Source organism: Thalassospira sp. UBA4513 (assembly GCF_002388495.1).
Classification (GTDB): Bacteria; Pseudomonadota; Alphaproteobacteria; order Rhodospirillales; family Thalassospiraceae; genus Thalassospira; species Thalassospira tepidiphila.
Genome location: NZ_DGMR01000040.1, coordinates 46547 through 71629 on the forward strand (window position 1 = coordinate 46547; position 25083 = coordinate 71629).

A 25083-nucleotide genomic window follows, 5' to 3' on the forward strand; every position below is an offset into this window, starting at 1 on the left:
TGGATCAGAGGACAATTTGCGTGTCAGCCCTGATCGTGATGGTTTGCAAGGTGTGTGCGGGTTTCTGAAGGTGTTTTAGCAGCCGTGAAGGCGGGCGTCGAGATGCTGTTTTTCGGCTCCGCATCGCCGGGGCCATCATAGCGGAGCTCGACAATGAAGGATGCGCCGCCTTGCGGGCGGTTTTCCGCACGGAGCGTTCCGCCAAAGCTTCGAATGATGCCATAACAGATCGAAAGCCCAAGCCCCAGACCATCACCAAACGGTTTGGTGGTAAAGAAGGGGTCAAAAAGCTTGGGCAGGTTATCTGGCAAAATGCCATGCCCGTTGTCATTGACCTTCACAATCACCCGGTCTTCGCCGCCGGTGATCGCGATATCAATTTCGGGGTTTGCCATATTCTGGCAGGCATCCGCCGCGTTATTGATCAGATTGGTAAAGACCTGGGTCAGCTGATTGGCTTCGGCAATGACGTGTTTGACATCGCCGTGCTGGTGCAGGGTGATGTTTTCGACACCTGCGCGCCCGCTTTCAATCGCAAGATCAATTGCCATTTGCATCTGGGCCGGGACATCGACCGGATGATTATCCTGTTCCGGGCGGCGCGAAAATGTTTTGAGATTGCCGGTAATGCGCCCCATGCGATCGGTCAGTTCTGAAATCCGTTGCAGGTTGCGGTTTGCCGTTTCCTTATTGTCGCGTGCGATGAACTTCATCGCGTTTTCCGCATAGTTCCGGATGGCGGTCAGGGGCTGGTTGATTTCATGGGCGATCCCGGCGGACATCTGACCAAGGGCGGCAAGCTTGCTGGTTTGGACCAGCTCGGCCTGGGCCGTGCGAAGCGCGTCTTCGGTGCGTGACCGTTCGGTAATTTCTTCTGCAAGTCGCTGGTTGGTGTTCATAAGGTCGGTCGTGCGCAGGCGAACCTGTCGTTCAAGTTCGCGTTGCGACCAGTCGCGGATTTCAAGCTGTTCAAGCATCGCGCGCCGGCGTTGCAGGATGATGAAAATCAGACCGGTCAGAATGATATGCGCAGCGCCGCCCATTGCACCGGCACTGATCACGGATCGATCCAGCACGGATTTATCGGTCAAAAGAAACATTCGCCAGCCCTGTTTGGGAAGTGTGCTTGCCGTCACGAGATAAGTTGTCTTGTTTGGCGTGGTCTGGCGCGTTTGCACTTTACCGGTTGCTTGTTCGTTGGCAGATCTTGCTTCGTCTTCGCTGGCAACCGGGCCGAGGCTGAGGATTGCCGGGCTATCATCAACAGGCCATGCCCCATCCAGCAACGGCATGGGTTCAAGCGGGTAGTCACCATATTTGCGCGACGCGATCAGGCGGGGGCGATCATTGTTGCCGAGCCCGGCAAGGTCGCGAAACCGCCAATCGAGATTGGATGAAATGATAACGACGCCGTTCTGATCGGTGACCAGAACGCTTTCGCTGCCGCGTGCCCAACGCTGCACAAGGGTTTCAAGGTGGGTCTTGACCACCACGGCACCGGCAAAACTCGTCCCGTCCGGGCGCACCGGGTGGGAGATATAATAGCCCGGTACGTTCGAGGTAATCCCGAAGGCAAAGTAATGACCGGTCAGGCCGCTTTTGGCCTGCTGGAAATAGGGGCGGAATGAAAAGTTGCGTCCGATAAAGGACGCATCGCTGTTCCAGTTGCTGGCAGCCAGGGTGTCGCCATTTTGATCCATGAAATAGATGTCTGAGGCGCCGCTGTCGGCTGCCAGTTTTTCAAGGTAAATGTTGACGGCCTTTGCAATCACCGGATCGGCATGGATTGCAAGATCGATGATGCGTTTATCCGATGCCAGCGTAATCGGCAGATATTCGTGTTCCTTGATCGCGCCCTGAAGGTTGGATCGATACAGCTCAAGCTTGTTGCGGCCATCTTCGGTGATGTCGATCAGCTTTGCCTCATGCCAGAACGTCGTGACCAACCATACTGTTACCGGCAGCAGTGCAAGCAAACCGCATAATACGATCCGGGATATTCTTTTGATTGAAACCGAAGAGTTCAGCATTCTGTCCACGTTGGCGTTGGGCTTTGATCTACCCCTTCTTAAGGGTGGGAAGTCTTCCCTTAAAGGTGGGGCGTCGGGATTAGATTACAAAAAGATTTCAAAGCCCAGCGCAAATTTTACCGATTCTTCTCGTGCTTGATAATCGTTGGATCAGGCTGTACCTATCAGGAAAGCATCCGCGGGATTTTCAGACCACATTTATGCACGGTTGATCAAGCCCGAACAAACCTGTCAGGAAAGTTCCCTGCATGAGCGACGAAGACACACACCTGATCTGGGTTCTGGCCGATGACCGGACCGGCAATGTCAATCAGTGTTTGGGGGTTGCCGAGGCTCTGGCACAGCCTTTCAAGCGCATTGATATCGGGTTTACAAAATTTGTGCGTCTTCCGAACTTTATCCGCCGAACCAGTCTGATCGGGATTGATGAGGCATCGCGCAGGCGACTGGTGGCGCCATGGCCGGATCTTGTCATCTGTTGCGGGCGGCGTTCCGCGCCCGTGGCGTGCTGGATCAAAAAGCAAAGTCGCGGCCATACCCGCATTTGCATCATCATGCGCCCGGATGGCTTCGAAAGTGCCTTTGATCTTATTGCCGTCCCGGCACATGACCGTTCTGTCATTCGTGAAAATATCGTCGAAATCCCGGGTGCGCCGCACCGTGTGACCGAAAGCAGGCTTTTGATCGAGGCCGACAAATGGCGCCCGCATTTCAAAGGTCTGCCCGAGCCAAAGTTCGCCCTGATCATTGGCGGAAGTACCAAGCGCACGACCTTTACCAAAGACATGGCAGAACAACTGATCGACAAGGCGGTTGAAGCCGCAAGTGCGGTCAACGGGTCTTTGCTTGTCACCACCAGCCGCCGTACGGGTGTGGAAAACGAAGCCCTGATCGCCGAGCGGTTGGCAGCGTCCGGCGTGCCTTATCACCTGCATGACTGGACATCCCAGGCCGAAAACCCGTATTTCGGCTATCTCGCGCTTGCCGATGTGAAGATCGTGACCAGTGATTCCGTTTCGATGTGTTGTGAGGCGGCCGCGGCACCGGGTGGTGTCTATATCTTTGATCCCGATGGTCTGGCCAACAAGCGGCATAAACGCCTGCATCAAAGCCTTTATGAAGGCGGCTATGCCAGACCGCTTTTGCCCGACACCGAACTGGTGCCATTCAAGCATCCGTCCTTGCAGCCGGCCCGCATGGTTGCGCAGCGCTGTCTGGAGCTTTTGGGGGCTCCCTGACCTGAAAGGTCGATAACACCTTGTTTTGTTGTGGTGTATCGGGTCTATTCACCGGGCACCACCACCAAGGAATATCGCCCCGATGTCTTCGTCCCCGACCGATCCCACAGCTGTGCGTGTGTTAAATGCACCGCAATTGTTTCCACGCCACATTGCAGTTGCGATTTTGGCCGCTGTTGCCTGCTTTTTTGCGGCAAACCATGTTGCCGCACGCCTGACTTTTGAAAACGGGACAGGGCTGCTTCTGGCTGTTTTATGCCGCTCGGCTGTTGCGCTTTCGATCCTGATTGCGATCGTCTATTTCAAACGTCATTCCATTCGTTTGCCGCGGGGTCTGGTGCGCTGGCAATTGGTGCTTGGCCTGATGATCACGATCCAGAGCCTGTGTCTTTATTCCGCTGTGGCCCGTGTGCCGGTCGCCCTGGCGCTGCTGACGGCCAATACCTTTCCGATCATTCTTGCCTTGCTGACATGGGGGCTCGGCGGTCCGCGCCCGACATTGCGTGCGGCAGGTTTGATGTTGTTTATCCTGTCGGGTCTTGTGCTTGCGCTTGATCTGCCGGGTATTCTCGGCGGCGGGGCTGAGGTGACATCAAGTTGGTGGATGGGCATCGGCTTTGCGCTGATGGCAGCGACCGTTCTTTCGGTGGCCTTCTGGGTAACCGATCACAAGCTTGCCGGGATCAGCGGGCCGGTACGCTCGATGTTCACCATGCTGGTTGTTTTTGTTTCGATGATCATTGCCGGGATCGGCGATGTTGTGCCGGGTGGTATGGGGCTTCCGAATGCCATGCCGGGATGGATGGGGCTTATGGCCTTGATGCTGCTGTACGGCGGGGCGTTCGCGGTTCTGTTCATCAATGTGCCGCGCCTTGATATGGCGCGCAATGCGCCGGTGATGAATATGGAGCCAATCGCTACATTGCTGTTTGGCTGGGTCATTCTGGGGCAGATGATCAGCCCGATCCAGATGCTGGGCGGTCTGGTCGTCGTCAGCGGTATTGTCATTCTGACCCTGCGCAAAGGGGCCTGAGTCGAATAAAAAAAGGGAGCCATTTGGCTCCCTTCATGCAGCGTGTTTGTTTATCAAACGGCTTGTGAATGACGCCCGTGCGCGTGGTTCAGATAGGTATCAAATGCTGCGCAAACCGCGCGCACCAGCGGACGGCCCAACTCGCTCAGTTTAATGTAATTTCCCTGAACTTCGACAATGCCATCCCGGGTCATTGCCTTGATGCGCTCAAGCTCTGGCGCGAAGCGATCGGCCGAAATGCCGTGGCTGGCGCAAACCGGGTCAAGGTCGACGGCAAGATTGCACATCAACTCATTAATGATGTCGCGGCGCAATTTGTCTTCGCTGGTGAGGGCAACACCCTTTTCAATGGCGCATTTGCCACCTTCGACTGCGCGCTGCCAGCGGGCCAGTGCCGGGTCATTTTGCGCATAGCCCTGCGGCAGGGACGAAATTGCAGACGGGCCAAACCCGATCAGGGCTTCTGCCCGGTCGGTGGTGTAACCTTGGAAGTTCCGGTGCAGCAGGCCATCAGACAGGGCGCGCGCCATGCTGTCGGCCTGATGGGCGAAGTGATCAAGGCCGATGGCGACAAAGCCATGTTTGGCAAGGCGGTTCTGGATTTCCTCATACTGTGCCCAGCGTTCCCCGGTATTTGGCAGGGCCTCGGTCGGGATAAGCTGTTGATGCTTTTTCATCCATGGCACATGGGCATAGCCAAAGACCGACAGGCGATCAGGGCACAGCTCCACCGTCTGATCAACCGTTTCGCGCAGTGAGTCCACGGTCTGGAACGGCAGGCCATACATCAGATCGACATTGATGCCGGCAATCCCGTGCGAGCGCAGTTTGGCAATCACATCACGGACAAGCTGCATGCTTTGAATACGGTTGACCGCCGTCTGGACCTGTTGGTTGAAATCCTGAATGCCGATGCTGGCACGGTTAAAGCCGCACTCGACCATGGCTTCCATGAAATCATCGGTCGCAGTGCGCGGATCCATTTCAATGGCGATTTCGGCATCATCAAGGATATCAAGGCGAGAACGGATTGCGGCCATGATGGCGCGCAGGTCGTCGGCCTTGAGGATGGTCGGGCTGCCGCCGCCAAAGTGAATGTGCGACACTGTGAATTTCTGGTCGGCAGGCAGTTTGCCAAGCGTACCTTCGATCTCGGTCAGAAGGGCTGTGACATAGCCATTCACCGGCTTGTAAGTTTTGGTGATCTTGGTGTTGCAGCCGCAGAACCAGCACATTTCCTCGCAATAGGGGACATGCAGATAAAGCGATAACGGTTGCGCGGGATCAAGATCACCCAGCCAGCCTTCAAACACCTCGCCATTCACATCGGCATGGAAATGCGGCGCGGTCGGATAGCTGGTATAGCGCGGCAGTCGCAGGTCGTATTTTTCGTAAAGGGCAAGCTGCATGACGGACATCCCGAAAATTCGTTCTGTCCGTCTTTTGCATTATTCCAAACTTGCCTGCCTTGATATGCGTCAAGGGTGGGGAACAGGGAAACCGTGTCGTTCGCTTAACGCCAGCAAAATGTTGTCCTTGCCATCAATGAAGGTATGACCATTTGCTGTGCCGGTTTGAAGCGATGATGTATCGCCAGATTTCAGGATCATTACCGGAAGTGACTGATGATCTTCGCCCAGAAGCGCAATCACATCGTGCCGTGGGCGAGGCCAATTGATATGGCGAATATCAAGTCCGGCAAGCAAGTCCGGGAAAGATCCCAAAACCCCGTCAATCAACGCACAATGCCAGCAGTAAAAGCGTTGGTTTGGCCAAGCAGGATCTTCAAAGTCGGGTTTGAGCAGGAATATCGTATCGCGTTCCAGATCCGGCATGGGGTTTGGCCTTTTTGGTGGTGGCACTCGGTTTGCGCCTTGGCGATGTCAGGGACGGCCTTCAAAGATGCTTGAAGGCCGATATCAGATCGGCACGAAGGGCGGCCAGACGGTCACGGCCTTCGTCTTCGTCGTAGGGTTCGGCGGTGCCAACGCCCCAAACTGGGCCTGGCCATGCGGCATCATCCTTAAAGCGGCCGATGACGTGGCAATGAAGCTGCGGAACCATATTGCCCAGCATCGCGACATTGGTTTTGAAGGCATCAAAGCGACGTTTGATGACGCTTGAAACCGCCGCGACCTCATCGCCAAGGGTTTTGCGGTCTACCGCACTCAGATCGTCATAATCGACAAGGTCGGGGCGTCTGGGCACCAGAATGAGCCAAGGATAACGTGCATCATTCATCAAAAGCACATGCGATAGCGGCCCGTCGGTGACAAGGGTGGTATCGGCGGCAAGCTGGGGATGAAGTGTGAATGCGTTATTCATGGTCAGTCCTTGTTATCGTGATAGCCCGATCAATGTCCCTGCTTATAACCTGCCGTTCTTTCTCTGTCTTGGTCTGTGGTGTGAAATCCGTCAGATGGCTGTGCGGATATGTGCGAAAATTGGCGGGAAGGTCAGGCCCTCCCGCCCGGTAAATCATGCGACCTTTACATCGCGGTGTTTGGCAAGAAGCAGATCAACAAGACCGATGACTTCTTGTTCGGCTGCGTGAATGGAGGCCTCGGTTCGTTCGTCGGCAAATTCGTCATATTCAATGGCCGCACCAAACTGATCGGTGATGCCGATATATTGCAGCGGGGTAAACAGCCCGCCTTCGACAAAGTTCAGGTGCGCAATACGACCATCCGGCCCATAGCCATAGTCGCCACGTGATGACAGGGCGACAATCGATTTGTTGCCGGTCACCATTGGCCAATAGGGAACGTCGCCACGCGTTCGGTCAAAGCCGAATGTCCGGCCAACGCGGACAATGTTATCCACCCAGGCCTTCATCTGTGACGGCATGCCAAAATTATACATTGGCACCCCGGCAACGATGATGTCGGCCGCAAGCAGTTCGTCGACCAATTGATCGCTTTCACTCAAGGTGTGGCGCATCCATTCTTCGCGCTCTTCGGGTTTGGTGAATGCAGCATGGACCCAATCCCCGGTCACCGGGCTTGGCGGATTTGCGCCGACATCGCGGTAGATGACTTCGGTTTCCGGTCGCCTGGCCAGCCAGTGTTCGATGAATTTGGCCGTCAAGCGGCGGCTGTGCGAACCATGTTGTTTCTGATCGGATCTGCCGGGCCGGGCGCTGCTGTCGATATGAAGAATTCTGGTCATCATGTTCTCCATGTGATGAAAATGGTTCATCTGTATTTTGGTTTGATAACCAAGGATTGACGGAATTTTATTCCCACGGCAAAATCGAATTCCTCAGCAAACAGATGAGTTGAATTCATTCATATGTCGTTGCCGCCACTTGCGACGCTGCGCGCCTTTGAAGCCGCAGCACGCCATCAAAGTTTCAAGAATGCCGCATCCGAGCTTGGCGTCACGCCGACTGCGATCAGCCATCAGGTTCGCCTTCTTGAAGAAACGCTGGGTGTCCGGTTGTTTGACCGCAAGCCACGGCAGGTTGTTCTGACCGATGTCGGGCAGGAGTTGTATCCGGTTTTGCGTGATGGCTTTGCCGCCTTTGCCAAGGCGGTTGATCGGGTGCGGAACCGCCCCGTATCGCGCAGCATGACGGTTTCAGTCATTCCATCCTTTGCGGCAAAATGGCTGTTGCCACGCCTGCCCCGGTTTCAGGCAGAATACCCCGATATCAATTTGCGACTTCATACCTCGCCAGAGGCCGTCGATCTGGCCGGTGGTGTGGCGGATGCAGCCATTCGATATGGTGTCGGACCCTATCCGGGATTGGTTGCGCACAAGATGTTTCGCGAACAGTTCGTACCACTTTGCAGTCCGGCATTGGGCCTGAAAAAACCGGAAGACTTGCGCAATGCGACTTTGCTGCATTTTGACTGGCTACGCCCCGATGATGCGACCCCGACATGGCAAAGATGGGGGCAGGTGGCAGGCGCTGCAGATCACTTGCCATCCGCCGGGATCAGTTTTTCCGATGACAGTCACGCCATTCAGGCGGCGATTGCAGGCCAAGGTGTTGTTTTGGCCAGTCCGGTGATGGTGCGCGCAGAAATTGATGCAGGATTGCTGGTGATGCCATTTGGCCCGGAAATCAAAGGGCATTGCTATCACTATGTGCATACGGGCCGGGGCGATAACCTTCGCGAAGTTGAAGCATTCGGGGAGTGGATCAGAAGCGAAGTGGCATCTTCGGTGCCAATTCCCGAGCAATCCGACGATTGACGATTGACCTTGCGGGCTGCATCGGAAACCATATGCGATTGTTAATCACTCGTGTGGATGGATCATGCCCCGCTTTGCTGCCAACCTTTCGTTTCTGTTTGCCGACTTGCCGTTTGAAAAACGGTTCGCCGCGGCGGCAGATGCCGGCTTTGTCGGGGTGGAATATATCGGCGCCTATGACATGCCGCTTTCCACGGTCAAATCGCTTTTGAATGACAACGGTCTGGAACAGGTTTTATTTAACCTGCCCGCCGGTAACTGGGAGGCGGGTGACCGCGGTCTTGCATGTCGCCCAGGGCGCGAGGAAGCTTTTCGCGATTCTGTCGTAAAGGCGCTTGATTACGCGGCGGCAACCGATTGCAAGATGCTTCATTGCATGGCCGGGCTGATGGGCAAGGGCGAAGATCCCGGCGAACTTGCCCGGCTTTATTGCGACAATCTGCTTTATGCTGCGGACCTTGCCGATCAGGCCGGGGTCGATATCCTGATCGAGCCGATCAATCCGCTTGATATGCCGGGTTACTTGCTTAATTCCGTTGAACAGGCGGCCGTGATCCTTGAACAGCTTGATCACCCGCGGCTGAAACTGCAGTTCGATATCTATCACGCCCAGATTGTTGGCGGGAACATCGCCGCGCGGCTGGATAAACATATCGACAGCATCGCCCATGTTCAGGTCGCCGGTGCACCGGGTCGGCATGAGCCTGACAGCGGCGAACTTAATTACCCCTTCCTGTTCTATATGCTGGATCGCATTGGCTATGAAGGCTGGATCGGCTGTGAATACAAGCCGCACGGCAAGACCGAAGACGGGCTTGGCTGGGTCCGTCCTTGGATGCCAAAACCCGGTGCCTGATTCCCGAATCTATTCGATCAGAATGGCCCGAAAATCGTTGACGTTGGTCAGGGTCGGGCCGGTCACCAGAAGATCATCGATCTTGGCAAACGCGCTGTACGCATCGTTGTTGGCAAGGTATTCGCGAAGGTCGATACCGGTCTTCTGGGCGGTTTGCCAACTTTTGGCGTCAATGATTGCCCCGGCATTATCTTCGCTGCCATCAATGCCATCGGTGTCAATCGCCAGTGCTGTGAAACCCGGCTGATCGCGAAGTTGCAGCAAAAGTGACAGCAAGAACTCGCTATTGCGGCCACCTCGGCCACCCTTGCCGCGCACGGTGACGGTTGTTTCGCCGCCCGACAGCAGGACACAGGGCTTTGCCGCCGGTTGGCCATGGTTGGCAACCTGATGGGCAATTCCGGCATGGACGATGGCGACTTCGCGTGCCTCACCCTCGATGGCGTCACCAAGGATGACGGCATTCAGCCCCATGTCACGCGCAACCGATGCTGCGGCCTCAAGGCTATCCTGCGGGCGGGCTAGCATGATGGTTTCATGGCCGTCAAAGCAGGGATCATCGGGCTTTATTGTCTCGTCCTCTGCACTTTGCAAAAGGTCCTTGGCGGCCTGCGGAATGTCGATCTGATAATGGCGGATGATATCAAGCGCATCCTGCCCGGTCGTCGGATCGGATACGGTCGGCCCGGATGCAATGATCGCCGGATCATCACCGGGCACATCAGATACAAGATAGGTCACCATGCGCGCCGGTGCCGATGCCTTGGCCAGGCGGCCCCCCTTGATTGCGGAGAGGTGTTTGCGCACGCAGTTCATTTCCGAAATCGTTGCGCCACTGCGCAAAAGCGCCTTGCTGATGGCCTGTTTGTCTTCAAGGGTCAAACCCGGTCCGGGCAGGGCAAGAAGCGCCGATCCACCACCGGAAATCATGCAGACAACCAGATCATCGGGGCCGGCATCAGAAACGATATCAAGGATGCGTTTGGCGGCCTTTTCGCCCGCAGCATCGGGGACCGGGTGGGATGCCTCGACAATTTCGATTTGGTCACACTCAACCGCATGGCCATAGCGGGTGACGACCAGACCTTCGACATCGCCTTTCCAAGCCTTCTCGAACGCACGTGCCATATTGGCCGATGCCTTGCCCGCACCAATGACGATGGTTTTGCCCTTTGGCGGTTCGGGCAGGTTGCGCGGGATCTGAACCCCGGGGTCGGCAGCCTTTAGTGCCGCATCCATCAAAGCCAGAAGTTTTTCGCGCGAAGTCGTCATATCGGGTTTCCCTGATTGGATTGTGGCCGGTTTGGTCCGGGTTTTTAGGTCGCCTGCTTGTCAGATGCGGTCTTGAAGAAATCAATCACGGCCTGCAGATGGTTTGACATCGCCTTTTCGGCGGCGTCCGGGTCGTGGGCCGCGATGGCTTCGATAATGTCGCGGTGATGTTCCTGCACCATGCGATCAAAGGTCGGGCCGACCATTCCATTGAAGCGGATTTCATTGAGTGCTGCCTGCAACACATCATGCAGCATTTTCATCACGTGATAGTAAATGATCGAGCCCGTCGCCCGCCCGATCATCATGTGCAGGCGGTGGTCATCATCCGCACGGTATTTGGCGGCCCGCCGTGGGTCATGGGCCTGACGATAGGCCATGCGCAGAAGTTTGATATCTTCTTCGCTGGCATTGATTGCGGCCCGCCGTGCAGCCCAGGTTTCAAGCGTGCAGCGAATTTCCTGAAGATCGCGCAGATTACTGATCGAATCGCGCACCAGATCGGTCATCGCGGTGTCCATGTCGATCCCGGTGGATGACAGGATTTCTGTGCCGCCCCCCTGAACTGCGCGCAAGTAACCGCGGGTCTTGAGCTTTTGCAAGGCGGCGCGCACAGACACGCGGCTGACTGACATGCTTTCGGCAAGCTGGCGTTCGCCGGGCAGGCGATCACCGGGCAGAAAAATGCCATCCGAGATCTTTTCAAGAATTTGATCGGCAACCTGATCAGCAATCCTTTTGGGGCGCTTGGTTTCCGCGTCGTCTTGTGCCTGAAGCGTCTTGGCAGACGGCATGTTGGGTTGTCTCCAATCGTGTTTTTCTCTACCAGTGCCGCGATGTCGATATTGGTTCGCGCAATGGTCATACCAGTTTACGGGATGTTTGGCGGCGACGCAAAGTGTCGATATGCGCCGCGCGCGCTTATTGCAGTGCAATCTTGTTTCGGTAGAGATAAATTGATAGTTCAACAGGGGATGATCGGCGTATCCGCCCCACTTTCACTGGCGCTTCGGCGGCAGTGATACCGAGGGATACCGCCATCAGACCTTGCAGATACCCAAAGACCACCAGATTTCAGGAGAACTCGCGTGCCGAACCAAGCCGGGACCCTTTTGGGCCATGATGATCCAGCCCCGTTTGAGATATTGAACGAAAACGGCAAGGGTCATTCGCTTTTTGTCTGTGACCACGCGTCCCGGGAAATTCCCAAAAGCCTTGGCACGCTTGGCCTGCCCGAGGAAGAGCGCAAACGCCATATCGGTTGGGATATCGGTGCGCGCAAGGTGACCGAAATTCTGGTCGAACGGTTTGATTGCCGCGCAGTTATGGGCGGATTTTCCCGCCTTGTCATTGATTGCAACCGCCAGCTTTGGGATCCGACCGGGATGCCTGAAATCGCCGATCAGACGGTGGTGCCGGGCAACAAGAACGTTTCGCCCAGCGAACATATGCAGCGCATCCGCGAGATTTTCCTGCCCTATCACTGGGCGATCGAAGAACAGATTGCCAATTTCCACGCCCATAAAATTGCCCCGGCGCTGATTGCCATTCACAGTTTTACCCCCGTGTTTCAGGGCTTTGAACGCCCATGGGAAATCGGCGTGTTGTGGGATCAGGATGATCGCATTCCGGTGCCTTTGCTTGAAACACTTCGGGCGCAAAACCCGGATTTGACTATTGGTGATAACGAACCTTATTCCGGGCGTCATTTGGCCGATTACACGATTGATCACCATGGCGAGGCGGCTGGTCTTCCCTGTGTGTCGATTGAAATTCGTCAGGATCTGATTGATACTGATGCAGGTTGTGAAAAATGGGCAAAAATCCTTGGTGATGCCTTTGCCGACATCCTTGCGGATCCAAACCTATACAAGATCAGGAGAGACTGATTTGGCAGGGGCCAGCGCGCGCGAACCGGGATTTTCCATCGGCATAGAAGAAGAATTCTGGCTCGTGGATCGCGAAACCCGCGACCTTGCCAAAGACCCGCCTGCCGAATTCCTTAAGGATGCCAAGGCAAAGCTTGGCGATCAGGTGTCTTCTGAATTCATGCGCTGTCAGGTCGAAACCGGAAGCAAGGTTTGCAACAGTGCACTTGAGGCGCGTGAGCAGCTTATTCATATGCGCAGTACGCTTTCCGAGGTGGCGGCAAAATATGACATGGCGCTGCTGGCGGCATCGACCCATCCCTTTGCCCAATGGGACGATCAGAAACATACCGATGGTGAACGTTACAACACCATCGCGCGTGATCTGCGTACGGTTGTGGATCGGTTGTTGATTTGCGGCATGCATGTCCACGTCGGAATCGAAGATGATGATCTGCGCATCGAACTGATGGCACAGGCGAGCTATTTTTTGCCCCATCTTCTGGCACTGACCACAAGTTCACCCTTCTGGCGGGGCAAGGAAACCGGGCTTCAAACTTTCCGGTTGTCGGTGTTTGACAACCTGCCGCGCACGGGTCTTCCGGAAGTGTTTGGCTCGTGGGCGGAATATCGCCGCCATGTCGATATGCTGATCAATGCCGGCGTGATCGAGGATGGCACAAAGCTTTGGTGGGATTTGCGGCCTTCTGATCGTTGGCCGACCCTCGAGATGCGGATCGCCGATGTTTGCACCGATCTGGAAGACGCGGTCTGTGTTGCATCGATTACGCGATGCCTGATGCGCATGCTGTATCGTTTGCGGCGCAACAATCAACGCTGGCGAATTTATGCCAACATGCTGGTGCGCGAAAACCGCTGGCGGGCATGTCGTTATGGCAGTGATCCGGGCGAGAAGGCCGGGCTGATCGATTTTGGCCGGGGTGAAATCGTGCCCTATGCCGATCTGCTTGAAGAAATCTTGGAGCTGATCCGACCGGATGCTGAATTCTTTGGCTGTGTTGATGAAGTCGAACATGCGCGCACCATCATAAAACGCGGCACCAGTGCGCGCAGACAGCGCGAAATCTATGACGCGGCAATCGAACTCGGCGCCTCGCCAAAGGACGCATTGATCGCGGTTGCCGACGTGCTGATTGAACGGACGGATCCCAACGCAAGATCGGATACCTAACGGTGTGAGAGCGTAAAGCCATTGTGACCAGCAGCGAGGCAAAAGAGTATGTCTCTTACCTTTTTGACAGGAATGTTGGTTTCACGTGCAATATCTGCATAGAGGAAAACGTGAGGCAGGTTAGTTACCTTCTGAGCCTCTTCGTTTACATAGTTCTCCAGAATTTCTGCTAAACGATTATATTCCTGTGCCTTGCGTTTGCGAGCTGGTTGAGCTCCACGATAATAATCACGCTTCACATGCATTGGATAAGCTACCACTTACTCGCCTCCGAGATTGTATGGGGAAGTGGAAAATGTCTATGCGGCAATTATAGCGTGTGGTGCGCAAATGTACCGAATGAATTTGTTGTGTTGAGTCCAGCAATGAACTTGAGTATCGTCGCGCCGAAACGGGTTTGGGCCCTTTGAATTCCGCGCATCGGATATCCGCTGTGCAATCCATCATCGGAGAAGAATTGATGACCGAAGTCGGTGGTATCGCAGCCGATCAGCTTGCGAGTTATGTCGAGCGTATCGAACGCCTTGAAGAAGAAAAAGCCAACCTGATGGCTGACATCAAGGAAGTCTACGGCGAAGCCAAGGCGCTTGGCTATGACGTGAAAATCCTGCGCCAGATCATTCGTCTGCGCAAAATGGAAGACCACGAGCGCACCGAACAGGAAGAAATCCTGGAAGTGTACAAACGTGCGCTGGGTATGAGCTGACACCATCCTGTCAGCAGACGTGCCGAGAATACCAAAAGCCCGCTTTCAAGCGGGCTTTTGCTTTTGTAATCTTGGTACATGACAACCGCATCCCGCCCCGAAATCACCGCTGAAGTCACCGAAGGTGTCTGTCGGCTGTTATATCATCATGAAATGGCCTGCCTGACGGAGCTTCGTCTGGGCAATGGCCGCAGGCTTGATGTGCTGGCGCTTGGCCCCAAAGGGGAACTTTGGGCGGTCGAGGTCAAATCATCGGTCGAGGATTTCCGTGTCGACCAAAAATGGCAGAGCTATCTTGATTACTGTGATCGGTTCTTTTTTGCCGTTCCGATGCACTTTCCCAAGGATCTGATCCCTGAGGATGTCGGACTGATTGTTGCCGACCGGTTTGAAGCCGCGATCATCCGTGCAAGTGCGGAAAAAAAGCTTTCCGCAGCGCGTCGAAAAAAGCTCCTGATCTCCTTCGGACAGACTGCAGCAGGGCGAGTAAACAAGTTTTCTTCAAAGGAAAATGTATTGGGATAGGCTCTCGAAAGGATAGTTTCCTGTTATTATTTCATATTTATGAATGACATTAAGTTATTGATATGTAAGTAATAATGTGGATTTCAACTTTTGATATACATCTGAGTAGTATCAAAACGTATAGGTTTAGGTGTGACGAAGCGCACTGGTCTAAGGGTTGTGTTTGTGCGATGCAATATAAGCATTGCGAGAACGTTTGGGCCAGACTGAGCAGTTTTCGATTTCTGTCTTTGACCTTTGTGTCGACTGGCCCGTGTTGGGTGTAACGCCCGGTTCCTTCGTCGGGGGACGATGACATGGCGGAAAAGAAACGTGCGATCGCTTTGGCTGGTGGCGGACCAGCAGTTGGTTTGAGCATCGGCGCCCTAAAAAGGGTGCGCTTGAACCCTGATCTCAACGAGGTGTGGGTCAGCCGTATCCTCGACATCAAACAGATCCGCCAACCCGAAAATCTTTATGACGCGCTGAACAATCTGGTGATGCTGTCTGCGGCAACCACCAGCAAAGATGACGTCAAGCTCTTCAATTACACGTTCGCCGAAAGCGGGCGCGATACCCGGGGCATCGAAATCCCGGTTGACGCCAATATCAGCTGCGACTGGACGTGGGAAAACCTCGATCAAAGCATCGAGGACGGTGATCGCGCGACCAGCGGTGTTCTTTCTGCATATCGAAATACCACCGGCGACGTGACTGTTGCCAAACTTCTGGCGGCAAGTAACGACGCCGCCTGATGTCATCTGTGAATGTCAATTTTGGATATCCAAAGAATGAAGACTTTTGCGAATCTGAATATCGGGACCAAACTTTCCATTTTGCCGGTGATTGCGGTTATTGCGATCATCGCTGTCAGCCTGATTGGCGGGCGGGCCATCATGTCACTTTCTGATGGTCTGGAATTCGCTGTCAGCAAGGCATATCCCGAGGTCAAGGATATTGGCGAGATTGATCGCAATGTGACCCGGGCGCACCAGACCCTTTATCGCATGCTTTCCTGGTCAGCCGCCGGTGTTGAAGGCGACCGAATGGAAGCCGTTTCCCAGGATCTTGAAACCCAGATCGAAGAAGCGCGTCAGTCCTTTGTGACGTTGCTTGAAAACGAAAGTCTCCCGGAATCGGGCCGTCAGATGTCGGTTGATGCGCAGGAACGCTTTGATGGTTACCTCGGCAAGGTCAATCAGGTCCTTGGCATGCTCGACATCGACTATACCGGGGCGCTCAGCTTTTCCTGGTCTGCACAGTCCGACTATGAAGCACTGATGGATATTCTTTCCAAGCTGCGCGGAACCGCAGAGCTTAGAATGGACAGTGCGAGCGGTGCGGCCATGGCAGTTGGCAGTTCTGCACAGGATCAGACAATTATCGCGGCTGTGTCGGCATCCATCGCCATGGCGGTGATCAGTTTTGTCATCGCAAGCCTGATCGGGGCGCCGGTCAAAAAACTGACCCATGTCATGCGCGAAATTGCCGAAGGCAAAACCGACATCTCGGTTCCCTATACCGCCCGCAAGGATGAGATGGGCAAGATGGCCGATGCGGTTGAGGTGTTCCGCCAGAACGCCGAAAGCCTTGAGGCCGCTGAAGAACAGCGCCTGAAGGATGAAGCTCGCGCGGTCGAGGAAAAACGCCAGATCATGCAGGAACTGGCGCGCGATATTGAAACGTCGGTACAGGGCACAGCAACGGCCGTCAGTGCCGCGATCGAGGAAATCGGCGCATCCGCATCGGCCCTTCTCGACAATGCCGAACGCACCGATCATCAGAGCGAGAACGCCTTTGATGCATCCGGCAAATCCAGCCACAACATGGGCGAGATCGCCCAGGCGGCGTCCGGACTGGCTTCGGCGATTGCCAATATCAGCGAGGAAATCCAGAAAAGTAGCCGTCAGGCACAGGAAGCCAGCGAACAGGCCCGCGACGCGGATGAGAAAATCCGCCGTCTTGAAGAAGCCAGCATCCGTATCGAGGATGTCGCTGCCCTGATTGGCAATATTGCCGAACAGACCAACCTTCTGGCCCTTAACGCCACGATTGAATCGGCCCGTGCCGGTGAGGCCGGCAAAGGGTTTGCCGTTGTTGCCAACGAGGTCAAAAACCTTGCCAGCCAGACGGCGAAATCGACCGAGGAAATTGCATCTGAAATTGCCAATGTCCGCGCCGAAACCGGACAGGCGGTCGAGGCGATCCGAACGATTGTCGAAAGCGTTCAGGGCATCAACGAAATTCTGAGACTGACGGCTGAATCTGTCATGGAGCAAGGCAATGCGACAGGCCAGATCAGCACCAGTATCACCGAGGCTGCCGGTTATGCGGAAACCGTGTCAGGCGGCATTGGTGATGTGCGCGACATTGCCCGGGCGACCCGTGATTCTGCGGGAAGTGTGGGCGAGGCAACCGCAGAGCTTAGCCGCGAAATGGCAGGGCTAAGCAGTTCGGTTGATGGTCTTGTTGCACGGCTGCGCGCCGTCTGACGGACCTTTGTGTTCATTTGTTTCAACCAACCAATCGTCAATCACGACATCTATCTATGATCAACAAGGGAAATTCAGGATGAATAAGGTTTTGCGTTCTTTCGGTGCGGCTCTGGCGTCGTTGCTGATGGTTTTGAGTGTATCGTCGGCCATGGCCCAGGATAAGGAAGCAACCGCCAAGGATCTGGTGGATAAGGCAATCGCCCTTTATGACGACGTCGGGCAGGAGAAATCCTTTGATATGTTCAACGACAAGTCCGGTGAATTCGTATTTGACGAGTTTTACGTCATTGTTGCTGATGGCGAAAAAGGCACGTTCCTGACACACGCGATCAACCCGAAGCTTGTTAACAACCCGGGCCTTTGGGACCTTCAGGATGTGAACAGCAAGTTCATCATTCGTGACATGGTCGAAACCGGAAAGGCATCGCCGGATGGTGGTTGGTCCAACTACACCTGGACTCATCCGCAGACCAAAAAACTTGCCGAAAAGAAAACCTGGGTGAAAGCCCATGACGGCAAGATTTTCATGGTGGGTTATTACGACTAAAAAGTAATCATATCCAGAAAGCAAAAACCGCCTTCGGTCGGTTTTTGTGTTTCAAGTAAAATGAACCTATTTGTAAAATATTTGTTAAGTTAAATGGGTGGGGTTTCGGGCGAATAATTTAGAAAATACTTAACATAAATCTGTTCAAAAGTGCGATTTAGTATATGAATCACCAGATTTAATATATCTAAGTATATGTAATCGCGTGTTTTGTCACATCACTATTGAAGAATTGTCTCAAATGTAGCGGCTTAAAATCATTATAATGATGGCTGTATCTACAGGTCCGCAAAGACGGACTGGTATCTCCTGGGGGTGAGCGGTGGTGCACGCGATGGCATTTTTATCGTTTGCGCCATGTTGTTTGGACCGAACCATTCGGTTTTCAACAAGGAGATCGCGACGTGGAAAAGATCAAACGAGCTATCTTTCTTTCAGGCGGCGGGCCTGCTGTTGGCTTAAGCATCGGGGTGCTTAAGCGTCTGCAGCAGGAACCGGATATAAAATTTGATATCTGGTCGTCTGCCTGTATCGGCGCTTGGCTCTCGGTTGCCTGGCATCAGGCCGACGAGGGTCAGGAACTTGACCAGACCATCGCCTTCTTTCGTAAAATTTTCCGGCCCGCAAGTGTCTATGAACGGTTCCCGATTGCATCGGCCTTTGCACCGGATTTCTTTTCTGATTTCACCAACAAACTCAATTACTTCTTTAACCCCAACAGCTATCAGGGGCTGATCGTGCCGGACGCCATCGGCGAGGCCGTTGAACATGTGCAGCATTTCATGGGCAATCCGAAATACTGGACGCCGCACAATTTCAACGATGTTTTGTTAAACGGTTTTCTTGCGGCAAATCCCCTGTCACGTCTTCTGGTTGGATCGATCTATCAGACCCAGACCAAGGGACTGGCCAAGATCTATTCACCCGACAGCATGTTTTTGGACCGGCTGAACTTTGATCGGCTGTATCAGCCCGACAAGCCGGCCATGTTCCACAACGCCTATAACCTGTCCAAGCAGCGGCTTGAACTTTTCACCAACAAACCCGATCACTACGACCTGCCACAGATGAACGCGCAGACGCTGTGTGCCTGTTCTGCCTTGCCGTTTATCGAAGAGCCGGTCGAAATCAACGGCGATACCTATTGCGAAGGGGCGACTGTTGATACGGTCAACTTCTTTGACTTCCTGCGCCTGCACCCGGATGTTGACGAGGTCTGGGTCAGCCGTATTCTTGATCTTAAGCAGGTGCGTCAGCCTGAAAACCTTTATGACGCACTGAATAACCTGATCATGCTGTTTGCCGCATCGGCCAGCGAAGACGCTGTTGCAGCCTTCAAACGTGAAGTCGCCGAAAGTGGTCGCAAGATCGATATCGTTGAAATCCCGGTTTCCCCGCACATCAACTATGACTGGACGTGGGAAAACCTTGATCGCGGGATCGAGGACGGCTTTGAGTCAACTGATCACATGATTGCGGATTACCGCCAACGCAAACGTCAGGAAAAGTCTGTTAAAAGTTTGCGAGAAGGGGCGATGCGCATTCTGCCTGAATTCCAAAGCCGCTTTCCGCGCTTTGTGTGAGTAACAAAAAAAGGGCCGCATGATGCGGCCCTTTTGATTTTTGGCTTACTCCGCCGCCTTGAGATGTTCGGGTGGGTTGCGGAACTGTTCAAGCAGTTCGGCTTCGCGCACCTTGACCTTTTTGATGTGGTCTTCCTTGACGTGGCCGTAACCGCGGATGTGTTCGGGCAAGGCCAGCAATGCCTTGGCGATGCGGGCATTCTCAAAGCTAAGGCCATCAAGGACCTCGGTTACCAGTTTTTCGTAATCCGTGATCAACTGGCGTTCGATCTTGCGTTCCGGGTTGCGGCCAAACGGATCAAGTTTGGTGCCGCGCAGGAACTTCAGTTTCGCCAGCATGCGGAACGCCGACATCATCCACGGACCGTAAACCGATTTTTGTGGCTTGCCACTTTCCGGATCGGCATTGGCAAGTGACGGCGGAGCAAGATGGAAGTTGATCTTGTAATCCCCCGTAAAGGTCTGGGTGACCTTTTTAAGGAACGCAGGATCGGTGTAAAGACGGGCAACCTCATACTCGTCCTTATAGGCCAGCAGTTTGAAGTAGTATTTCGCTACTGTCCGGGCCAGATCATCTTCATCACCAAGGCGTTTCTCGGCCGCTACAACCTTATCAACAAGCGCTGTGAAACGATCGGCATAGGCCGCGTTCTGATAATCGGTCAGGAACGCACGGCGCTTGGCAACGATATCGGAAAGCTCGGTCGCAATCGGGTGGGCTTCTGCCTCGTTCGGGCCGACAATCCCTATCACGCGGTCGCGGTCATGGGCATACAGGCGGCCCCAATGGAAGGACTGCTTGTTCATATCGATCGACACGCCATTAAGCTCAATCGCCTGCATAAGGGCTTCTTCACTGATCGGGATCAGACCGCGCTGCCAGGCAACACCCAGCATGAACAGGTTGGTCGCAATCGAATTGCCCATCAGACGGGTCGCAATGTCACTGCCTTCAACGAAGTGAACCGCATCAGATCCACAGGCATCACTGATGACCTTCATGTGCTCGTTGGTTTTAAGCTCAAAATCCGGGTTGTGGGTAAAGGCGCCGGTAACGGTCTCATGGGTGTTGATCACCGCCTGGGTAAAGTTCCGGCGCATTTTGGCAAGCCCCTCATAGCTTGCCGCAACCAGAAGGTCACAGCCCAGAACCACATTGGCTTCACCGGCCGGAATGCGCGCGGCATGCAGCTTGTTTTGGTCATTGGCAAAGCGGATATGGCTGACAACAGCCCCGCCTTTTTGTGCCAAGCCCGCCATATCAAGGCCGACAATACCCTTACCCTCGATGTGGGCCGCCATTCCAAGCAACGCACCAATAGTAACAACGCCGGTGCCACCAACACCCGTGACCAGAACCGACCAGGGTTCGTCAATTTCAGGCAGGGTCGGGCGTGGCAGGCTGGCAAAGACTGCGTCGGTACCGGTATCACCCTTGGCGGCGGCATCAGGTTTGCGAAGCTCGCCGCCTTCGATGGTGACAAAGCTTGGGCAGAAGCCCTTGAGGCAGGAGAAATCCTTGTTGCACGCCGACTGGTCAATCGCGCGTTTGCGGCCAAACTCGGTCTCGACCGGCACAACGGCAAGGCAGTTGGACTGTTCGCCACAATCACCACAGCCTTCGCAGACCAGATCATTGATAAACACGCGTTTGGGCGGATCGACCATCAGTTTGCGTTTGCGACGGCGGCGTTTTTCGGCCGCACAGGTCTGATCAAAGATCAGGATCGAAACGCCTTCGATCTCACGCAGTTCTTTCTGTGTGTCTTCCAGCGTATCGCGATGACGGATATCAACGCCCGGCGCGAAGTCCGCGCCCATCGGGTATTTTTCGGGCTCGTCTGACAAGACGATGATGCGTTTGGCGCCTTCGTCAAACATCTGGCGTGTGATTTGCGGCACGGTTAGCGGGCCGTCAACCGGCTGCCCGCCGGTCATGGCGACCGCGTCGTTAAACAGGATTTTATAGGTGATGTTCACACCCGATGCGACCGCGGCCCGCACGGCAAGGGAGCCTGAATGGTAATAGGTACCATCGCCCAGGTTCTGGAAAACGTGCTTTGTATGGGTGAAAGGGGCCTGTCCGATCCATGTCGCCCCTTCGCCGCCCATATGGGTAAAGGTTTCGGTGGATCGATCCATCCAGTTGACCATGTAATGGCACCCGATACCGGCCATGGCGCGGCTGCCTTCGGGGACCTTGGTTGAACTGTTATGCGGGCAACCCGGGCAGAACCACGGAATGCGTGCAACATCCGGGCGCGGTTCGGCAATTTCTTTTTCTTTTTCGGCAAGCCAGTCGATGCGTTCATGAATGGCCGGGCTGTCATAGAACCGCTTGATGCGTTCGGCCAGAACCACGGCAACGCGGGCCGGGGTCAGTTCGTCCATCGATGGCAGGATCCATTCGCCCTTTTCATCGAACTTGCCGATCACGGTCGGGCGGACGTCTTCGCGCCAGTTATAAAGCTGCTCCTTGACCTGGTTTTCCATCACCGCGCGCTTTTCTTCGACGACGATGATTTCCTCAAGCCCCAGGGCAAACTCGCGGACATCCTCGCGGTTCAGCGGCCAGCTCATGCCGACCTTAAGCACGCGAATGCCGATCTTGGCGGCGTCTTCTTCGGAAATGCCAAGGTCATCGAATGCCTGCATGACATCAAGATAGGCCTTGCCGGTGGTGATGATGCCAAGCCGCGCATTCGGGCTGTCGATCACGGTTTTATTCAGCTTGTTCGCCCGCGCATATGCCAGTGCGGCATAGAGCTTGTATTTCATCAGGCGATGTTCTTGCTCCTTGGGCGTGTCGGGCCAACGGATATGCAGGCCGCCCTCGGGCATGGGGAAATCGGTCGGGATGACGGGGGTAATGCGATCCGGGGCGACATCGGCCGCGGCCGAACTTTCCACCGTTTCGGCGATGGTTTTCATCGCCACCCAGCAACCGGAATAGCGGCTCATCGCCCATCCATGCAGGCCATAATCGAGAATGTCCTGAACACCGGACGGGTTCAGAACCGGGATCTGCGCATCGATAAAGGCATATTCGGTCTGATGGGGCAGGGTGGATGATTTGCAACTGTGGTCATCACCGGCCAGAACCAGAACACCGCCATGCTTGGACGTGCCGGCATGGTTGGCGTGTTTGAAAACGTCACCGGACCGGTCAACACCCGGGCCCTTGCCGTACCACATGCCAAAGACGCCATCATATTTGGCATCCTTGTACATATTGACCTGCTGACTGCCCCAGACGACGGTGGCGGCAAGGTCTTCGTTCACGCCCGGCTGAAATTCGATCTGTTGTTTGGTCAGGAATTTTTGGGCGCGCCAAAGCTGCTGATCAAGTCCACCCAGCGGCGATCCGCGATATCCCGAAATGCAGCCGGCGGTATTTAGCCCCGCGCGCGCATCAAGCTGGCGCTGCATCAGGGGCAAACGGACCAGTGCCTGAATACCTGTAAGGTAAACCCGGCCTTCCTCAAGCGTGTATTTGTCGTCGAGTTGGACTGCCGCCAATTGTTGTGCCATGACCGGTCTCCCTGGGATCTCTCTGATATGCGGGGTCATTTCGGGCCCAATGCACTGCTTTTATTGATATGGGTGTTTGTGCAGTGTTTCGGTATGACCTTTAATTTATCTGTCAGGTCTGGTGTGCGGGACCTGTGCCTGACCTTGAAATGGTAATAAAGACTGACCTTTTTTCAAAGCGAAGTCGCATCGCACTATGCAAAACGCCTGATTGCATCTGTTGACGTAAGGTCAACTTATTATTTACTTATTCCGGTACCGATTTACGCGCAATAAAATTGCGGCACTGTTGCGCTGCGAAATTGCCAATAGGGCCGAGTCTGTGCTCGGCGGTGAAAATCTGGCGTGTTAAGTTTAGTCGGGTTTCGGGTGCGCACAGCAAGGAGCGTGAAATGGAACAGCGTGTTTCGCTGATTACCCTCGGTGTTGCGGATCTGGATCGATCGCGGCGTTTTTACGAAGGTGGCCTCGGCTGGCAGATGACCGAAATGGTCGAAGGGCAGGTAGTGTTTTACCAGCTGTCCAATGGTTTGGCCCTTGGTCTGTTCGGGCGCGAAGCGCTTAAGGAAGACGGGCACTTTGATGACGACACAGGTGCCAGCTTTGCCGGATTGACGCTGGCCTATAACGCGCGCAGCGAAGAAGAAGTCGATCAGGTGATGGCCGAGGCTGCGAAGGCCGGGGCCAGAATCCAGAAACCGGCTGAGAAGGTCTTTTGGGGTGGGTATTCCGGTTACTTCCGTGATCCGGATGGCCATGCGTGGGAAGTGGCGTTTAATCCGTTCTGGGAAATTGACGAGAAGGGCAATCTGCACATCCCGCCACAGAAAACCGAGTAGGGCGCATCCATCCCGCCATCACGGCATCGCTTCATACTTACACAGCACGGGCAGCAATTGGCTGCCCGTTTTCATAGATATTCCAAAGTACAGTTGCATCGGGGATAATTTACTTTTACATCGAACGGGATGTAGTTTTAATCCACGCTTTCAAGGGGGATAAGGTTTTGAGTTGGATCGACCAGTTTCCGGGTCTGTCACGTTTGCCCGATGCCATCCGATCCTACCTTGTCGAAGAAAGCAAGATTGTCACCGTTCCGGCCAATACGGTCATTTTCGGACCGGGAAAATCGCCGGAACATTTGTTGCTGCTACTTGATGGCACAGTGCGTGTGCAGCAGACATCCGATACCGGTCGTGAAATCGTTCTTTATCGGGTTCATGCGGGCGAAAGCTGCGTTCTGACCACGGCCTGCCTTCTGGCCTATGAGGATTACTCGGCCGAGGGCATTGCCGAAACTGAAACCCGCGCAGTGGCGATCCCGCGCAAGGTGTTTGACAAGCTTGTCTCGGACTCAATCGAGTTCCGCCAGTTTGTCTTTACCGCCTATTCCAAACGCATCACCGACCTGTTCATGGTGATTGAAGAAATCGCGTTCCAGAAGCTTGATATTCGTCTGGCCCACAAGCTGATCGAACTGGCCGGGGACAATGATACGGTGTCAGCAACCCATCAGAAACTGGCCGTCGAACTGGGCTCTGCCCGTGAAGTGATTTCGCGCCAGCTTCAGGAATTTCAGCGTCGGGGCTGGATCGAACAATCACGTGGCACCATCCGGCTGATTGATCGTGCGGCGTTGGAAAAACTGGCACAGAGCTAGAATTACAGCCGCAAGCACGGCCGCCCTGCGACTTTAGAATTATTAGGTGTTAATGTTTTGATGTTTGGTGACTTCATCACTGAAGTGCCCATCGCGAACTCCTAAAATAAAGACCATAGCCAGATGTTTTGCCCGCAAACAAGGCGGGCAAGGGACATCGCAAATCCATCCGGTGCGCGCCAGTCATAAGGCGGCACGGAGGCAGTTGTTTAGGAGGAATCCATGTCTGCATACCCGGTCAATATGTCCGTAAAACCCGAAGTTACGGCCTTTTTCGACGAAGACACCAACACGATCAGCTATGTGGTCAAGGACCCGGAAAGCAACGCCTGTGCGGTTGTCGATTCCGTGATGGATATCGATTATGC

General features: G+C 54.6%; 23 protein-coding genes. 14 read left to right on the plus strand and 9 right to left on the minus strand.

Annotated features, from left to right (window positions below; genetic code table 11):
• Positions 1-23: 23 nt before the first annotated feature.
• Positions 24-1976, minus strand: a complete 1953-nt coding sequence (locus B2T33_RS19880) for a sensor histidine kinase (protein WP_252723930.1) — start codon at positions 1974-1976, stop codon at positions 24-26.
• Positions 1977-2278: 302 nt separating this feature from the next.
• Between B2T33_RS19880 and B2T33_RS19885 the strand changes: the two genes are divergently transcribed.
• Positions 2279-3268: a mitochondrial fission ELM1 family protein gene (locus B2T33_RS19885; RefSeq protein ID WP_286792967.1), complete on the plus strand. Its 990-nt coding sequence runs from the start codon at positions 2279-2281 to the stop codon at positions 3266-3268.
• Between the two features lie 82 nt (positions 3269-3350).
• The gene (locus B2T33_RS19890) at positions 3351-4301 is read left to right on the plus strand and encodes an EamA family transporter (RefSeq protein ID WP_286792968.1); all 951 of its coding nucleotides are present in this window, start codon (positions 3351-3353) and stop codon (positions 4299-4301) included.
• 53 nt (positions 4302-4354) lie between these two features.
• Here B2T33_RS19890 and hemN read toward each other — a convergent pair whose 3' ends face one another.
• From hemN to B2T33_RS19910, 4 genes are all read right to left on the minus strand, one after another.
• Complete coding sequence (gene hemN / locus B2T33_RS19895) at positions 4355-5710, minus strand: oxygen-independent coproporphyrinogen III oxidase (protein ID WP_197145245.1); 1356 nt, start codon at positions 5708-5710, stop codon at positions 4355-4357.
• Positions 5711-5779: 69 nt separating this feature from the next.
• Positions 5780-6136, minus strand: a complete 357-nt coding sequence (locus tag B2T33_RS19900) for a DUF3088 domain-containing protein (RefSeq protein ID WP_197145244.1) — start codon at positions 6134-6136, stop codon at positions 5780-5782.
• Positions 6137-6197: 61 nt separating this feature from the next.
• On the minus strand, positions 6198-6626 hold the full coding sequence (locus tag B2T33_RS19905; RefSeq protein WP_197145243.1) for an HIT domain-containing protein: 429 nt from the start codon (positions 6624-6626) through the stop codon (positions 6198-6200).
• 153 nt (positions 6627-6779) lie between these two features.
• Positions 6780-7469: an FMN-dependent NADH-azoreductase gene (locus B2T33_RS19910; protein WP_197147698.1), complete on the minus strand. Its 690-nt coding sequence runs from the start codon at positions 7467-7469 to the stop codon at positions 6780-6782.
• Positions 7470-7592: 123 nt separating this feature from the next.
• Between B2T33_RS19910 and gcvA the strand changes: the two genes are divergently transcribed.
• Together gcvA and otnI are read left to right on the plus strand one after the other, a co-directional pair.
• Positions 7593-8501: a transcriptional regulator GcvA gene (gcvA, locus tag B2T33_RS19915; protein WP_286792969.1), complete on the plus strand. Its 909-nt coding sequence runs from the start codon at positions 7593-7595 to the stop codon at positions 8499-8501.
• Positions 8502-8565: 64 nt separating this feature from the next.
• Entirely contained in the window at positions 8566-9357 is a 792-nt protein-coding gene (gene otnI, locus B2T33_RS19920; RefSeq protein ID WP_197145241.1) for a 2-oxo-tetronate isomerase, read from the plus strand.
• 9 nt (positions 9358-9366) lie between these two features.
• Here otnI and B2T33_RS19925 read toward each other — a convergent pair whose 3' ends face one another.
• Both B2T33_RS19925 and B2T33_RS19930 read right to left on the minus strand, forming a co-directional pair.
• Positions 9367-10629 carry a glycerate kinase type-2 family protein gene (locus tag B2T33_RS19925; RefSeq protein WP_197145240.1) on the minus strand — a complete coding sequence of 421 codons (1263 nt, stop codon included), beginning with the start codon at positions 10627-10629 and terminating at the stop codon, positions 9367-9369.
• 44 nt (positions 10630-10673) lie between these two features.
• Entirely contained in the window at positions 10674-11423 is a 750-nt protein-coding gene (locus B2T33_RS19930; protein WP_286792971.1) for a FadR/GntR family transcriptional regulator, read from the minus strand.
• Between the two features lie 294 nt (positions 11424-11717).
• Between B2T33_RS19930 and B2T33_RS19935 the strand changes: the two genes are divergently transcribed.
• On the plus strand, positions 11718-12518 hold the full coding sequence (locus tag B2T33_RS19935) for an N-formylglutamate amidohydrolase (protein ID WP_286792972.1): 801 nt from the start codon (positions 11718-11720) through the stop codon (positions 12516-12518).
• 1 nt (position 12519) lies between these two features.
• Positions 12520-13689 (plus strand): carboxylate-amine ligase, encoded by a 1170-nt coding sequence (locus B2T33_RS19940; RefSeq protein WP_286792974.1) that lies wholly within the window; start codon positions 12520-12522, stop codon positions 13687-13689.
• Here the strand turns inward: B2T33_RS19940 and B2T33_RS19945 are convergent.
• Positions 13686-13949 carry a hypothetical protein gene (locus B2T33_RS19945; protein ID WP_286792976.1) on the minus strand — a complete coding sequence of 88 codons (264 nt, stop codon included), beginning with the start codon at positions 13947-13949 and terminating at the stop codon, positions 13686-13688. The genes B2T33_RS19940 and B2T33_RS19945 overlap by 4 nt on opposite strands.
• A gap of 200 nt (positions 13950-14149) precedes the next feature.
• On the opposite strand from B2T33_RS19945, the gene B2T33_RS19950 reads away from it, so the two are divergent.
• From B2T33_RS19950 to B2T33_RS19975, 6 genes are all read left to right on the plus strand, one after another.
• Complete coding sequence (locus tag B2T33_RS19950) at positions 14150-14395, plus strand: DUF2312 domain-containing protein (RefSeq protein ID WP_007090950.1); 246 nt, start codon at positions 14150-14152, stop codon at positions 14393-14395.
• A gap of 78 nt (positions 14396-14473) precedes the next feature.
• Complete coding sequence (locus B2T33_RS19955) at positions 14474-14920, plus strand: MmcB family DNA repair protein (RefSeq protein ID WP_286792988.1); 447 nt, start codon at positions 14474-14476, stop codon at positions 14918-14920.
• A 296-nt stretch (positions 14921-15216) separates the two neighbouring features.
• Positions 15217-15654, plus strand: coding sequence for a hypothetical protein (locus B2T33_RS19960; RefSeq protein WP_286792990.1), 438 nt, complete (start codon positions 15217-15219; stop codon positions 15652-15654).
• A gap of 36 nt (positions 15655-15690) precedes the next feature.
• Positions 15691-17391 (plus strand): methyl-accepting chemotaxis protein, encoded by a 1701-nt coding sequence (locus B2T33_RS19965; RefSeq protein ID WP_286792992.1) that lies wholly within the window; start codon positions 15691-15693, stop codon positions 17389-17391.
• 79 nt (positions 17392-17470) lie between these two features.
• Positions 17471-17941 (plus strand): cache domain-containing protein, encoded by a 471-nt coding sequence (locus B2T33_RS19970; protein ID WP_008891347.1) that lies wholly within the window; start codon positions 17471-17473, stop codon positions 17939-17941.
• A 404-nt stretch (positions 17942-18345) separates the two neighbouring features.
• Positions 18346-19524: a patatin-like phospholipase family protein gene (locus B2T33_RS19975; protein ID WP_040824236.1), complete on the plus strand. Its 1179-nt coding sequence runs from the start codon at positions 18346-18348 to the stop codon at positions 19522-19524.
• Between the two features lie 45 nt (positions 19525-19569).
• Here B2T33_RS19975 and B2T33_RS19980 read toward each other — a convergent pair whose 3' ends face one another.
• On the minus strand, positions 19570-23055 hold the full coding sequence (locus tag B2T33_RS19980) for an indolepyruvate ferredoxin oxidoreductase family protein (protein WP_286792996.1): 3486 nt from the start codon (positions 23053-23055) through the stop codon (positions 19570-19572).
• A gap of 392 nt (positions 23056-23447) precedes the next feature.
• Between B2T33_RS19980 and B2T33_RS19985 the strand changes: the two genes are divergently transcribed.
• Entirely contained in the window at positions 23448-23894 is a 447-nt protein-coding gene (locus tag B2T33_RS19985) for a VOC family protein (RefSeq protein WP_286792997.1), read from the plus strand.
• A gap of 167 nt (positions 23895-24061) precedes the next feature.
• Positions 24062-24715 carry a Crp/Fnr family transcriptional regulator gene (locus tag B2T33_RS19990; RefSeq protein WP_063087164.1) on the plus strand — a complete coding sequence of 218 codons (654 nt, stop codon included), beginning with the start codon at positions 24062-24064 and terminating at the stop codon, positions 24713-24715.
• The last annotated feature ends 368 nt before the right edge of the window (positions 24716-25083 follow it).